General features: G+C 66.4%; 9 protein-coding genes and 1 tRNA gene. 5 read left to right on the top strand and 5 right to left on the bottom strand.

Annotated features, from left to right (window positions below):
* The first annotated feature begins 151 nt into the window (after window positions 1-151).
* Window positions 152-1,000, top strand: coding sequence for an SIMPL domain-containing protein (locus ACDP63_RS08765; protein WP_024845588.1), 849 nt, complete (start codon window positions 152-154; stop codon window positions 998-1,000).
* A 40-nt stretch (window positions 1,001-1,040) separates the two neighbouring features.
* On the opposite strand, the gene ACDP63_RS08760 is transcribed toward ACDP63_RS08765, so the two are convergent.
* The 4 genes from ACDP63_RS08760 to metH all read right to left on the bottom strand — a co-directional run bounded on the left by ACDP63_RS08760 (window position 1,041) and on the right by metH (window position 7,618).
* Window positions 1,041-2,327, bottom strand: coding sequence for an O-acetylhomoserine aminocarboxypropyltransferase/cysteine synthase family protein (locus ACDP63_RS08760; RefSeq protein WP_024845587.1), 1,287 nt, complete (start codon window positions 2,325-2,327; stop codon window positions 1,041-1,043).
* Window positions 2,328-2,955: 628 nt separating this feature from the next.
* Window positions 2,956-3,255, bottom strand: a complete 300-nt coding sequence (locus tag ACDP63_RS08755; RefSeq protein ID WP_374327593.1) for a translation initiation factor 2 — start codon at window positions 3,253-3,255, stop codon at window positions 2,956-2,958.
* Between the two features lie 437 nt (window positions 3,256-3,692).
* Window positions 3,693-3,779, bottom strand: a tRNA-Leu gene (locus ACDP63_RS08750).
* 77 nt (window positions 3,780-3,856) lie between these two features.
* Complete coding sequence (metH, locus tag ACDP63_RS08745; protein WP_409927903.1) at window positions 3,857-7,618, bottom strand: methionine synthase; 3,762 nt, start codon at window positions 7,616-7,618, stop codon at window positions 3,857-3,859.
* 225 nt (window positions 7,619-7,843) lie between these two features.
* Here metH and lipB point away from each other — a divergent pair, with 225 nt between their 5' ends.
* The 4 genes from lipB (at window position 7,844) to ACDP63_RS08725 (ending at window position 11,465) form a co-directional block, all read left to right on the top strand.
* On the top strand, window positions 7,844-8,500 hold the full coding sequence (gene lipB, locus ACDP63_RS08740; RefSeq protein WP_024845584.1) for a lipoyl(octanoyl) transferase LipB: 657 nt from the start codon (window positions 7,844-7,846) through the stop codon (window positions 8,498-8,500).
* Between the two features lie 144 nt (window positions 8,501-8,644).
* On the top strand, window positions 8,645-9,109 hold the full coding sequence (locus tag ACDP63_RS08735; RefSeq protein ID WP_024845583.1) for a c-type cytochrome: 465 nt from the start codon (window positions 8,645-8,647) through the stop codon (window positions 9,107-9,109).
* A gap of 171 nt (window positions 9,110-9,280) precedes the next feature.
* Window positions 9,281-10,957: a cytochrome c oxidase subunit I gene (ctaD, locus tag ACDP63_RS08730; protein WP_074990786.1), complete on the top strand. Its 1,677-nt coding sequence runs from the start codon at window positions 9,281-9,283 to the stop codon at window positions 10,955-10,957.
* Between the two features lie 16 nt (window positions 10,958-10,973).
* Window positions 10,974-11,465 (top strand): DUF2244 domain-containing protein, encoded by a 492-nt coding sequence (locus tag ACDP63_RS08725; RefSeq protein WP_024845558.1) that lies wholly within the window; start codon window positions 10,974-10,976, stop codon window positions 11,463-11,465.
* A gap of 56 nt (window positions 11,466-11,521) precedes the next feature.
* Here ACDP63_RS08725 and ACDP63_RS08720 read toward each other — a convergent pair whose 3' ends face one another.
* The gene (locus tag ACDP63_RS08720; RefSeq protein ID WP_024845557.1) at window positions 11,522-14,014 is read right to left on the bottom strand and encodes an FAD-dependent oxidoreductase; all 2,493 of its coding nucleotides are present in this window, start codon (window positions 14,012-14,014) and stop codon (window positions 11,522-11,524) included.
* Window positions 14,015-14,025: the final 11 nt, after the last annotated feature.

Below are 14,025 nucleotides of genomic sequence, written 5' to 3'. Positions count from 1 at the left end.
TTGATGATCCTGAACTAGCCCAGAACACGATCCGTGAAAAGCCGAACACCGGATTGTGAGGCATCCCGAGACGTATTTGCGGCGTTATAGGGGCTCGTGAAGGCAACCGCGCAAGGGCAAGGCACCCGATGCGCCAAGGAGTAAAGACCAGATGCCCCGATTCCGACCCCTGATGGCTGCCGCGACGCTGATCGTTCTGGGCGCCGGCCCGCTGATAGCCCAGACCGCCCCGGCCGACGCGCCGCCGCCTCCGCCCGCGCAGATGGGACATCACGCCATGAAACATGCCGCCCCCTTCGCCAGGCTGAGCGTGACCGGCACCGGCCATGCCACGGTGCAACCCGACATGGCCACGATCACCCTGGGCGTCAGCACCCGCGCCGCCACCGCCGCCGAGGCGATGACGCAGAATGCCGAGGCGCAGGCCAAGGTCATCGAGACGCTGAAGGCCGAGGGGATCGAGGCGCGCGACATCCAGACCTCGGGGCTGAACCTGTCGCCAGTCATGGATTACTCGGACCAGGGCCAGCCGCCGAAGCTGACCGGCTATGGCGCGCAAAACAGCGTGACCGTGCGGGTGCGCGACATCGCCGGGCTCGGCGCGGTGCTGGACAAGCTGGTCGCCTCGGGCGCCAACGAGATCAGCGGCATCGCGTTTTCGCGCGAGGACATGACCGAGGCCGAGGACCAGGCCCGCACCGAGGCCGTGGCCGAAGCGCGCCGCCGGGCCGAGGTGATGGCCGAGGCGGCGGGCATGCGGCTTGGCCGGCTGATCTCGCTTTCCGAGGCGCCGACGGGCGGCGGGCCGCGCCCGATGATGGCCATGCGCGCCCAGGCGGCCGAAGCGGCCGATACCCCCATCGAGGCGGGCGAACTGGCCGTCCGCGCCGATGTCACCGCGGTCTTCGCCATGCGCCCGGCCGATGCGCCGCAAGGCGGCGGGCAGCCCGAGGGTGAAATCGCACCCGAGGAGCCCCCGGTCGAGCCTCCGGCGAACTGACCCCCCGACGGGCGGCGCAGCGATGCGCCGCCCTTTCGCTTCAGGCCGTGGCCGCGGCCAGCGCCTGATCCAGGTCGGCGATGATGTCGGCCGCGTCCTCGATCCCGATCGAGAGCCGCACCACATCGGGCCCGGCGCCGGCCGCGATCTTCTGCTCGTCGGTCAGCTGGCTGTGCGTGGTCGAGGCGGAATGGATCACCAGCGAACGCGAATCGCCCAGGTTCGCCACATGGCTGAAAAGCTTGAGGTTATCCACCAGCTTCACCGCCGCGTCGTAGCCGCCCTTGATCGCAAAGGTGAACAGCGCCCCCGCCCCCCTGGGATAGACCCGCCGCGCCGTTTCGTTCCAGGGCGAGGAAGCCAGGCCGGCATAGGTGACCGAGGTCACGCGCGGATCCGCCTCCAGCCATTCCGCGACCTCAAGCGCGTTCTCGACATGGCGGGCCATGCGCAGGCCCAGCGTCTCGATCCCCATCAGCGTGTAATGCGCGGCCTGCGGGTTCATGGTCATGCCCAGGTCGCGCAGCCCGATGGCGATGCCGTGGAAGGTGAAGGCCAGCGCGCCGAAGGTCTCGTGGAACTTCAACCCGTGATAGGCGGGCTCGGGCTGGGAGAGGCTCGGGAACTTGTCCGAGGCCGACCAGTCGAACCGGCCCGAATCGACGATGGCGCCGCCCGTCACCGTGCCGTTGCCGGTCATGTATTTGGTCAGGCTGTGGACGACCAGCGTCGCGCCCATTTCGATGGGCTTGCACAGCCAGGGCGTGGCCAGGGTGTTGTCGACGATCAGCGGCAGACCGGCCTGATCCGCGACCCTGGCGACCGCCGGGATATCGGTGACATAGCCGCCCGGATTGCTGATCGATTCGCAGAAAATGGCGCGGGTGTCGTCGTCGATGGCGGCGCGCAGCGCATCCAGATCGTCCAGGTCGACGAATTTGCACGACCAGCCGAAGCGCCTGATGGTCTGGCTGAACTGGGTGATGGTGCCGCCATAAAGCCGGGTCGAGGCGATGATGTTGCGCCCCGGCCCCATCAGCGGGAACAGCGCCATGATCTGCGCCGCGTGGCCCGAGGAACAGCAGACCGCCCCCGCCCCGCCCTCGAGTTCCGCGACCCGCGCCTGTAGCGCCGCGACGGTCGGGTTGGTCAGGCGGGAATAGATATAGCCGACCTCCTGCAGGCCAAAGAGCCGCGCGGCATGGGCGGCGTCCTGAAAGACATAGGCCGTGGTCTGATAGATCGGCACCTGCCGCGCCCCGGTCGCCGGATCGGGCGCGCTGCCTGCATGGATGGCGGTGGTGTCGAAACCCCATTTCTCGGACATGGAAACTCTCCCCTTCTTCGGGCAGAGACTAGGCGCAAGCGGGCGGCGAAGGGAACAGCAAACCCGCCGCGGCCGGCCGGAAAAGCCGGCCCCTCGCGCGGGGGCACCCCCCGGACCGGGGAATTTCCCCTGCCGTTTCGCCAAGGGCGGGCCTGCGGCGACCGCCCCGCCGGGCGTTCCCGCGCGCGGGGCATGAAAAAGACACCTGCCGGGATCGGCCATCATGCGTGGTGAGATCGTTGGCAAGCCAAGGCCAGCCCGCGGACCGGGCGGAAGGTCAGCCTGAGCCCCTTGCGGCCTGCCGGGGGCAAGCTATGCTCACTCCATGATCGATCCAGGTGATGGCCCGGAACAGCCACGAAGGTTCGCGACGCGCATTTGGGGAGTATGTCGGCGTATCCGACCTGCACATTTGAAAAGCTGCGGCTTCGCTCGCTCCTGGCAAGCATGGGTGCGCGGCCTCATCATCGGCGCCATCATGCCTCTCGTCGGATCACTGGCGGGAAGGTGACGGTCCGGTTCCTTCCCCATAGCAGAGGCTACCGCAGCAGAGTTCTTGACGGACATTCCCCCAATGGAAAAGCCCGCCAATATTCGGCGGGCTTCGCGCGTCGGCCGAGCCGATGGCTCAGCGGCATTCAAGCTGCACGTTGACCGGATTGGGCACCAGTTCCAGCATCGCCCCCGAGGAGGCGTCGACGCCCGCGCCGATGATGCCGCCGACAAGCACATTGCCGGCCATCGCCGCGCCGCCGCCGCCCGCCACGCGGTTGGTCACGCGGATCTGCTGCGGCTTGCAGCGGTCCTTGGTGACCAGCACGTTCAGCTCCGACTTGCGCGGCACCTTGAAGGAACAGGGGGTATTCCCGCAGGTCTGCCCGTCGCTGAGCTTGACCTGGGCCCCGCCGGGGGTCGTATTGACGATCAACACGTCCTTCGTCCCGCGGGTAATTGTGGCGCAGCCAGCCAATGAAAAGGCTGCGCAAAGCGCAAAAACACGTCCGATCACAGGAAACCTCACAATAAAAGTGAGATCGTATTATTGTCAAATTTGTCTAAATACAAGCGGATCCCTCGCCAGTTTGCCCTGTATCCAGCAGCATTTCTTCAAGCGACGCCGGCCCGTTCCGCGCGCGACAGACCGGAGAAAAATACCATTAACGGCAAGCGGATAGGAAGGTTTCCTCGAAGTGACAAAAGCGGAATTCTCATCATTTCGCATGAGAGAAGGGCCGGCGCAGCAGGAAGGAAAGCCCAAGACGATCCCGCCGCGCCGCTTCGGCGACAGGCCGTGTCGCGGCAGCCGCAAGCCGTCGAACGCCGCGGCGCGCGGGCGATTTCTTCCAGATTTTCGGGGAAAGAAAATGGTGCGGTCGAGAAGACTCGAACTTCCACTCCGGTTAAGGAACAGCGACCTCAACGCTGCGCGTCTACCAATTCCGCCACGACCGCACTTTCGTAGGCTCGCGTCTCATAGACGCTTGCGCGGCGGATGAAAAGGGCATTTTTCGCCCGCCGCGCGTTTCTTTTCACTCGGCCGCGACCGCCGCCTGCGGCGTGTAATTCAGGATCGGCGCCAGCCAGCGTTCGACCTCGCGCACCGGCATCCCCTTGCGCTCGGCATAGTCCAGAACCTGGTCGTGTTCGACCTTGGCGACGCCGAAGTAATAGGCCTCGGGATGGCCGATATAAAGGCCCGAGACCGAGGCGCCGGGCCACATCGCCATCGACTCGGTCAGCTCGACCCCGGTCGCCGTGGTGGCGTCGAGCAGCCGGAACAGCGTGACCTTTTCCGTGTGGTCGGGCTGGGCCGGATAGCCGGGCGCCGGGCGGATGCCCTTGTAGGGCTCGGCCACCAGCTCCTCGGGGGTGAAGTTTTCCTCGGCATAGCCCCAATATTGTCTGCGCACCCGCTCGTGCATCATCTCGGCCAGCGCCTCGGCGAAGCGGTCGGCCAGCGCCTGCACCAGGATGGCCGAGAAATCGTCATGCGCGGCCTTGAACCGGTCGGCGATCTGCTGCTCCTCGCCGCCCGCTGTCACCACGAAGCCGCCGACATAGTCGCGGGTGCCCTCGGGGGCGACGAAATCGGCCAGTGCCACGTTCGGGCGGCCGTCGCGCTTGCTCACCTGCTGGCGCAGGGTATGCAGGGTCGCCAGTTCCGCCGCCCGGTCCTCGCCGGTGAACAGCCGGATGTCGTCGCCGACCCGGTTCGCCGGCCAGAAGCCGATGACCGCGCGCGGACGGAACCATTGCTCGTCGATGATGCGCTGCAGCATGGCCTGCGCGTCGGCAAAGAGCTGCCGCGCCACCGCGCCCTGCTTCTCGTCCTCGAGGATGCGCGGATAGACCCCCTTCAGCTCCCAGGTCTGGAAGAACGGCGTCCAGTCGATATAGCGGGCAATCTCGGCCAGGTCGAAATCCTCGATCACCCGCGGGCCCAGGAATTCGGGCGCCTTGACCTGATAGCCCGACCAGTCAATCCGCAACGCATTGTCGCGGGCCGAGGCCAGCGGCAGGCGCTTCTTGTCCGCCTCGGCCCTGGCATGCTTGTTGGCCACGTCCATGTATTCGCTGCGGATGGTCTCGACATAGGCGTTTTTCTGGCCCGAGAGCAGGCTGCCGACCACCCCCACCGCGCGGCTCGCGTCGGTGACATAGACCGCCTGCCCCCTGGCATAGCGCGGATGGATCTTGACCGCGGTATGCACGCGCGAGGTGGTGGCGCCGCCGATCAGCAGCGGGATGTCGAAACCCTCGCGCTCCATTTCGCTGGCGACATGCACCATCTCGTCCAGCGACGGGGTGATCAGGCCGGAAAGCCCGATGATGTCCACCTTCTCGGCCTTGGCGGTCTCCAGGATCCTGGTCGCGGGCACCATCACGCCCAGGTCGATGATCTCGTAATTGTTGCAGGCCAGCACGACGCCGACGATGTTCTTGCCGATGTCGTGCACATCGCCCTTGACCGTCGCCATCAGCACCTTGCCGGCGCTGGAGGAACCGCCCGCGCCGCCCGCCGCGGCCTTCTCGGCCTCCATATAGGGCAGCAGATGCGCCACCGCCTGCTTCATCACCCGCGCCGATTTCACCACCTGCGGCAGGAACATCTTGCCCGAGCCGAAAAGGTCGCCCACGACGTTCATGCCGGCCATCAGCGGCCCCTCGATCACGTGCAGCGGGCGCTCGGCCCTCAGCCGCGCCTCCTCGGTATCCTCGTCGATATATTCGGTGATGCCATTGACCAGGGCGTGCTCCAGCCGCTTCTCGACCGGCCATGTCCGCCAGGTCAGATCCTTTTCGCGCGCCTTCGCCCCGCCTTCGCCGCGGAACCGCTCGGCGATCTCCAGCATGTTCTCGGTCGCGGTGCCGCCCTTGGCGGGCTTGCGGTTCAGCACCACGTCCTCGCAGGCCCCGCGCAGGTCCGGGTCGATCTGGTCATAGACCGCCAGCTGGCCGGCATTGACGATGCCCATGTCCATCCCCGCCTGGATGGCGTGATAGAGGAACACGGCATGCATCGCCTCGCGCACCGGCTCGTTGCCGCGGAAGCTGAAGCTGAGGTTCGAGACCCCGCCCGAGACATGCACATGCGGCAGGGACTGGGTGATGCGCCGCGTCGCGCCGATGAAATCGAGCCCGTAATTGTCATGCTCCTCGATCCCGGTCGCCACCGCGAAGATGTTCGGGTCGAAGATGATGTCCTCGGGCGGGAAGCCGACCGTGTTCACCAGCAGGTCATAGGCGCGCGCGCAGATCTCGACCTTGCGGTTCTCGGTATCGGCCTGGCCGGTCTCGTCGAAGGCCATCACCACCACCGCGGCGCCGTAGCGGCGGCAAAGCCGGGCCTGCGCCAGGAAGCTCGCCTCGCCCTCCTTGAGGCTGATCGAGTTCACGATGGCCTTGCCCTGGACGCATTTCAGCCCGGCCTCGATCACCTCCCATTTCGAGCTGTCGACCATCACCGGCACGCGGGCGATGTCCGGCTCGGCCGCGATCAGGTTCAGGTAGTCGATCATCGCCTGCTTCGAATCGATCAGCCCCTCGTCCATGTTGACGTCGATGATCTGCGCGCCGTTCTCGACCTGGTCGCGGGCCACGTCCAGCGCCGCGGCATAGTCGCCGTTGGTGATCAGCTTGCGGAATTTCGCGGATCCGGTGACGTTCGTCCGCTCGCCCACGTTGACGAAGGGGATGTCGTCGGTCTTGACGAAGGGCTCCAGCCCCGACAGGCGCAGGCGCGGCTCGATCTCGGGGATCGCGCGCGGCGGCAGGCCCTCGACGGCGCGGGCGATGGCCGCGATATGCTCGGGCGTCGAGCCGCAGCAGCCGCCGACCACGTTCACCAGCCCCTCGCGGGCGAATTCGGCAACCTGCGCCGCCATCTCCTCGGGCGATTCGTCGTATTGGCCCATCTCGTTCGGCAGGCCGGCATTGGGATAGGCGCAGATCAGCGTATCGGCGACCGAGGACAGCTCGGCCAGGTGCGGGCGCATGGCGGCCGCGCCAAGCGCACAGTTCAAGCCCACGGTGATCGGCGCGGCATGGCGCATGGAATACCAGAAGGCGGTCGGGGTCTGGCCCGACAGCGTGCGCCCGGACAGGTCGGTGATGGTGCCCGAGATCATCACCGGCAGGCGCTGGCCCTTCTCTTCGAACACCTCCTCGCAGGCAAAGATCGCGGCCTTGGCGTTCAGCGTGTCGAAGATGGTCTCGATCAGGATCAGATCGGCGCCGCCGTCGACCAGCCCGCGCAGCTGCTCGGCATAGGCGATGCGCAGATCGTCGAAGGTGACGGCGCGATAGCCGGGATTGTTCACGTCCGGACTGATGGATGCGGTGCGATTGGTCGGCCCCAGCGCGCCGGCGACCCAGCGCGGCCGCCCGTCCTCGGCGGTGGCACGGTCCAGCGCCCGGCGGGCGATGCGGGCGCCGTGGAGGTTCAGATCGTAAACCGCGGATTCCATGCCGTAATCGGCCTGCGCGATAGTCGTGGACGAGAAGGTGTTGGTCTCGACGATATCGGCGCCCGCCTTGGCATAGCGGTAATGGATCTCCTCGATCGCCTTGGGCTGGGTCAGGTTCAGCAGGTCGTTGTTGCCCTGCTGCGGATGCTCGCCCGGCGCAGGCGGATGGCAGCCGCAGGCGCAGCCCGAACCATGGCCGGCGAAATCCGCCTCGCCCAGGCCAAGCTGCTGGATCTGCGTCCCCATCGCACCGTCGAGGATCAGGATACGGTCGCGCGCAGCCGCGCGCAGGGCGTCGAAGACGGGGGAAAGGGGCAGGGTCATGGTTCGGTCCGCGCGTTGTATCGAAAGGGCTGTATATAGGCAGATCGGCATTTAGTGAAATTCAACATCCGCACAATGATCTTGCACCGGATTCATGATCTCGGACCACCCTGCTTTCTCCGTTTCACAAATACCCTCGGGGGTCCGGGGGCAGACGGCCCCCGGCGCGACCGCGCCACCGGCATCGCCCTTGCACCCTCCGCGCGCCGGGACTATCTGCCGGCCATGACCGAATGGATCACCGCTCCCGGACTGACCGATTATGCCGAGGCCACAGCCTTCATGGAGGCGCGCGCCGCCGCCATCGCCGATGGCCGGGCGGGCGAGCTGGTCTGGCTGGTCGAGCATCCGCCGCTTTACACCGCCGGCACCTCGGCCAGGGCCGCCGACCTGCTCGATGCGCGCTTTCCCGTGCACGAGACCGGGCGCGGCGGGCAATATACCTATCACGGCCCGGGACAGCGCGTCGTCTATGTCATGCTGGACCTGAACCGCCGCGGCCGCGACGTGCGCGCCTTCGTCAAGGCGCTGGAGAGCTGGGTCATCGACGCGCTGGCTGAGTTCAACCTGAGGGGCGAGATCCGCGACGGCCGGGTCGGCGTCTGGATCGCCCGGCCCGACAAGGCGCCGCTGCCCGACGGCTCCATGCGCGAGGACAAGATCGCCGCCATCGGCGTCAAGCTGCGCAAATGGGTCAGTTTTCACGGCCTTGCCATCAATGTCGAGCCGGACCTGGGCCATTACGCCGGCATCGTGCCCTGCGGCATCTCGGGCCACGGCGTCACCAGCCTGGTGGACATGGGCCTGCCGGTCGGCATGGACGACCTGGACCTGGCGCTGCGCCGCAGCTTCGCGCGAAACTTCCCGCCGCTCGGCGGCTGATTTTCACCCTGCGACATATTCACCTTCCGCGTTCCTGCGACCTTTTTCCGGTGTTCGGGCTGCTTGGCGCGTGATAGCCCTGTCAGCGCGGGAAGCGGAGAGGTCCGTTCCCCAGACAAAAGCGATTACCCAAGAGGAAACGCGATGAAGATCAGCATCTGTGCCACTCTCGCCGCCCTGTCCCTCGCCCTGCCCGCCGTGGCCCAGGAGGGCGACGCCGCCAAGGGAGAGAAGGAATTCAACAAGTGCAAGGCCTGCCACATGGTCCAGGCACCGGACGGCACCGACATCGTCAAGGGCGGCAAGACCGGGCCGAACCTCTACGGCGTCGTCGGCCGCAAGATCGCCTCGGAGGAAGGCTTCAAATACGGCGACGGCATCCTTGAAGTGGCCGAAAAGAACCCCGACCTGGTCTGGACCGAGGCCGACCTGATCGAATACGTCACCGATCCCAAGCCCTGGCTGATCGAGAAGACCGGCGATTCGGCCGCCAAGACCAAGATGACCTTCAAGCTCGGCAAGAATCAGGCCGACGTGGTGGCCTTCCTGGCCCAGAACTCGCCCGATGCAGGAGCCGAGGCGGCCCCGGCCGAAGACGCCGCGGATTGATGCGCGGCGTCGCCGTGCCGCTGAAACGGCGTGCCCCTGCCTGCGACAAAACCACGCGGGGGCGCGACTTTTAGTCCCTTCTTCGCATTGCGAGGGGTAGGATTGTGGGCTAGAAACCAGCGAGTCCGCTGGCCCTTGGGCCGGCCAGCCGCATGTCTAGGGAGTCCACGCATGGCAGACGCAGCCGTTCACGGCCACGGTGACCATCATGACACCCGCGGGTTCTTCACCCGCTGGTTCATGTCAACCAACCACAAGGATATCGGGATCCTTTACCTGTTCACGGCCGGCATCGTCGGCCTGATCTCGGTCTGCTTCACCGTCTATATGCGGATGGAATTGCAGCATCCCGGCGTGCAATACATGTGCCTCGAGGGCGCGCGCCTGATCGCCGACGCCTCGGCGGAATGCACGCCCAACGGGCATCTGTGGAACGTCATGATCACCTATCACGGGGTGCTGATGATGTTCTTCGTGGTGATCCCGGCACTGTTCGGCGGTTTCGGCAACTATTTCATGCCGCTGCATATCGGCGCCCCGGACATGGCCTTCCCGCGGCTGAACAACCTCAGCTACTGGATGTATGTCTGCGGCGTGGCCCTGGGCGTCGCCTCGCTCCTGGCGCCGGGCGGCAACGACCAGCCCGGCTCGGGCGTCGGCTGGGTGCTCTACCCGCCGCTCTCCACGACCGAGGCCGGCTATTCCATGGACCTGGCGATCTTTGCCGTCCACGTCTCGGGCGCCAGCTCGATCCTGGGCGCAATCAACATCATCACCACCTTCCTGAACATGCGCGCGCCGGGCATGACGCTGTTCAAGGTACCGCTGTTTGCCTGGTCGGTCTTCATCACCGCCTGGCTGATCCTGCTGTCGCTGCCGGTGCTGGCGGGCGCCATCACCATGCTGCTGATGGACCGCAACTTCGGCACCCAGTTCTTCGACCCGGCGGGCGGGGGCGACCCGGTGCTTTACCAGCACATCCTGTGGTTCTTCGGCCATCCCGAGGTCTATATCATCATCCTGCCGGGCTTCGGCATCATCAGCCACGTCATCTCGACCTTCGCGCGCAAGCCGATCTTCGGCTACCTGCCGATGGTGCTGGCCATGGCGGCGATCGGCATCCTGGGCTTCGTGGTCTGGGCGCATCACATGTATACCGCCGGCATGTCGCTGACCCAGCAGGCCTATTTCATGCTGGCGACCATGACCATCGCGGTGCCCACCGGCATCAAGGTCTTTTCCTGGATCGCCACCATGTGGGGCGGCTCGATCGAGTTCAAGACGCCGATGCTCTGGGCCTTCGGCTTCCTGTTCCTGTTCACCGTCGGCGGCGTGACCGGCGTGGTGCTGAGCCAGGCGCCGCTGGACCGGGTCTATCACGACACCTATTACGTCGTGGCGCATTTCCACTACGTGATGTCGCTGGGCGCGGTTTTCGCGATCTTCGCCGGGGTCTATTACTGGATCGGCAAGATGTCGGGCCGGCAATACCCGGAATGGGCGGGCCAGCTGCATTTCTGGATGATGTTCATCGGCTCGAACCTGATCTTCTTCCCGCAGCACTTCCTGGGCCGCCAGGGCATGCCGCGCCGCTATATCGACTACCCGGTCGAGTTCTCGTACTGGAACAACATCTCGTCGATCGGCGCCTATATCTCCTTCGCCTCCTTCCTGTTCTTCATCGGCATCGTGTTCTACACGCTCTTCGCCGGCAAGCGCGTGAACGTGCCGAACTACTGGAACGAGCATGCCGACACGCTGGAATGGACCCTGCCCTCGCCGCCGCCGGAGCATACCTTCGAGACGCTGCCCAAGCGCGAGGACTGGGATCGCGCCCAGGCGCATTAATCCCGCGCATTGAACGATGCCCTATGCATGGCACGACGCGGCCCCGGAGCAATCCGGGGCCGTCTGCTTTCGGCTCGAGATCTGGCCTCACCGCTCGCTGTCCCGGCAGGGTTTCGTCTGGGTGATCGGGCTGACCGCCGCAGGACTGGCGCTGCCCCTGCTGGCGGTGGTCGGATCGAAGGTGCTATGGGGACTTCTGCCCTTTGCGGCGCTGGCGGTCTGGGGGTTGTGGCAGGGCATCGTGCGCAGCTATGGCACCGCGCGCGAGGTCATGCTGCTTGACCGCGACCGCCTGATCCTGACCCGCAGTGATCCCGGACGGCCGGACCGCATCTGGCGAACCAACCCCTATTGGGTGCGCACCGCCCTGCGCCGGAACGGCCCGGTCGAGGATTACCTGGTCCTGACCGACGGCCAGCGCGAGGTGGAACTGGGCGCGTTCCTTGCGCCCGAGGAACGGGTGGCGCTGCGCGACGATCTGGAGCGGCGGCTGAACGGGTTGCGCTGAACCGAAAGGCCCGGACACGCGGTCCGGGCCTTCGCCTGCAACGGCCGGGGAGGAGGTCAGCCGTCGACGCGGATCACCTTGTTTTCCGGGTCATAGGGGCTGTCCTCGGTCACCTCGGCATCCCACAACTCCCGCTGCATCCGCAGCTTGAGCCGGGTGCCCGGCTGGGCCAGATCGGGGCGGACATAGCCCATGCCGATGGACTTGCCAAAGGCCACGGACCAGCCGCCCGAGGTCAGCCGTCCGATCCTGGTGCCGTCCTGGGCATAAAGCGCCTCGCGCCCCCAGGGATCAGCATCGGCGGGCCCGTCGATCAGCAGGGTCACGCATTTCGAGCGGATGCCCTTCGCCAGCATCGCCTGCTTGCCGTTGAACGCCTTGTCCAGATCGACGAAACGGTCCAGCCCGGCCTCGAGCGGCGTCGCGTCGCGGCCCAGTTCGGTGCCGAAGGCCCGATAGGATTTCTCCTGGCGCAGCCAGTTCTGGGCACGCGCGCCGACCAGCTTCAGCCCGTGCTTCTCGCCCGCCGCGACCAGCTGGTCCCAGAGGTAGCGGCCGAACTCGATCGGGTGATGCAACTCCCAGCCCAGCTCGCCGGTATAGGCGACGCGGATGGCGCGGACGGGGCACATGCCCAGCTCGATATTGCGCATCGACAGCCAGGGGAAACGCTTGTTGCCCAGCACCGTCTCGGGGTCGGCATCGCGCACCAGCTCCTTGAGGATGGCGCGGCTGTTCGGCCCGGCGAGGGCAAAGACGCCCCATTGCGTGGTGACGTCCTGCACGATCACCTGGCCGAATTCGCCCTCCATCTCCTCGGCCATCTTGCGCAGGTGGTCGCCGTCGTAATCCGCCCAGGCCCCGGCCGAAATCAGGTAGTAGTCGTCCTCGGCCAGCCGCACGATGGTGTATTCGGTCCGCGTCGTGCCGGCCTCGGTCAGCGCATAGGTCAGGTTGATGCGGCCGACCTTGGGCAGCTTGTTGGTGGTGAACCAGTCGAGGAAGGCCGTCGCCCCCTTGCCATGGACGCGATGCTTGGCGAAGGCCGAGGCGTCGATCAGCCCGGCCGCGCCCCGGATCGCCTCGGCCTCGGCCTTGGCATATTGCCACCAGCCGCCGCGGCGGAAGCTGCGGCTGGCATGGTCGTCGAAACCGGCGGGGGCATAATAGTTCGGCCGCTCCCAGCCGTTCACCTGGCCGAATTGCGCGCCGGCTTCCTTCTGCCGGTCATAGGCGGGCGCGGTGCGCAGCGGACGGCAGGATTCGCGCTCCTCGTCCGGGTGGTGCAGGACGAAGACATGCTCGTAAGCCTCCTCGTTCTTGCGGGCGGCGTATTCGGTGGTCATCCAGCCGCCGAAGCGGCGGGGATCGAGACTCGCCATGTCGATCTCGGCCTCGCCCTCGGTCATCATCTGCGCCAGGTAATGGCCGGTGCCGCCGGCGGCGGTGATGCCGAAGCTGAAGCCCTCGGCCAGCCACATGTTGCGCAGGCCGGGCGCCGGGCCGACCAGCGGGTTGCCGTCGGGCGTGTAGCAGATCGGACCGTTGAAATCGTCCTTGAGGCCCACGGTTTCCGAACTGGGAAGCCGGTGGATCATCGACATGTATTCCTCTTCGATCCGCTCCAGGTCCAGCGGGAACAGGTCGGCGCGGAAGCTTTCCGGCACGTCGTAGAGGAAGCGCGCCGGGGCATTGCGCTCATAGGGGCCCAGGATCCAGCCGCCGCGTTCCTCGCGCACATACCATTTGGCGTCCGCATCGCGCAGCACCGGGTGCTCCGGGTTGCCCTCGGCGCGCCATTTGACCAGCGCCGGGTCGGGCTCGGTCACGATATACTGGTGCTCGACCGGGATCGCCGGGATCTTGATGCCCAGCAGCCGCGCGGTGCGCTGCGCATGGTTGCCGGTCGCGGTCACGACATGTTCGGCGCGGATCTCGAACTGCTCGCCCGAGGGGACGAGGTTGCCGCCCCTTTCGACCATCTTCTCGCAGGTGACGATCCATTCCTCGCCGGTCCAGCGGTAGCCGTTGACCTGGATCTTGCGCTCGATGCTGGCGCCGGCCATGCGCGCGGCCCGCGCCATGGCCTGCGTCACGTCGGCGGGGTTGATATAGCCGTCGGTCGGATGGAACAGCGCGCCCTTCAGATCCTCGGTGCGGACCAGCGGCCAGCGGTCCTTGATCTGCTGGGGCGTCAGGAATTCATGCTCGATGCCCACCGTCTCGGCGGTGGCGGAATAGAGCATGTATTCGTCCATCCGCGCATCGGTCTGCGCCATGCGCAGGTTGCCGCAGCGGGTAAAGCCGGCGTTCAGCCCGGTCTCGGCCTCGAGCCCGGCATAGAGCTTGACCGAATAATCGTGGATATGGCTGGTCGCATAGCCCATGTTGAACAGCGGCAGCAGGCCCGCGGCATGCCAGGTCGAGCCCGCCGTCAGCTCGTCCCGCTCGACCAGCATCGTCTCCCAGCCCGCGCGGGCCAGATGCAGCGCGATGCCGCAGCCGACGGCGCCGCCTCCGACCACCAGGGCCTTCACATGGGTTTTCATCGCAAGCGACT

This window comes from Paracoccus sp. P2, assembly GCF_046335115.1.
Lineage (GTDB): Bacteria > Pseudomonadota > Alphaproteobacteria > Rhodobacterales > Rhodobacteraceae > Paracoccus > Paracoccus pantotrophus.
This window is presented reverse-complemented; position numbering and strand designations above follow the sequence as displayed.

Bases quoted from the DNA above. Each gene is read 5' to 3' on its own strand.
- ACDP63_RS08725 (WP_024845558.1), top strand. From the start codon at position 10,974: ATGCCCTATGCATGGCACGACGCGGCCCCGGAGCAATCCGGGGCCGTC.
- ACDP63_RS08760 (WP_024845587.1), bottom strand. From the start codon at position 2,327: ATGTCCGAGAAATGGGGTTTCGACACCACCGCCATCCATGCAGGCAGC.
- lipB (WP_024845584.1), top strand. From the start codon at position 7,844: ATGACCGAATGGATCACCGCTCCCGGACTGACCGATTATGCCGAGGCC.
- ctaD (WP_074990786.1), top strand. From the start codon at position 9,281: ATGGCAGACGCAGCCGTTCACGGCCACGGTGACCATCATGACACCCGC.
- ACDP63_RS08735 (WP_024845583.1), top strand. From the start codon at position 8,645: ATGAAGATCAGCATCTGTGCCACTCTCGCCGCCCTGTCCCTCGCCCTG.
- ACDP63_RS08720 (WP_024845557.1), bottom strand. From the start codon at position 14,014: ATGAAAACCCATGTGAAGGCCCTGGTGGTCGGAGGCGGCGCCGTCGGC.
- metH (WP_409927903.1), bottom strand. From the start codon at position 7,618: ATGACCCTGCCCCTTTCCCCCGTCTTCGACGCCCTGCGCGCGGCTGCG.
- ACDP63_RS08765 (WP_024845588.1), top strand. From the start codon at position 152: ATGCCCCGATTCCGACCCCTGATGGCTGCCGCGACGCTGATCGTTCTG.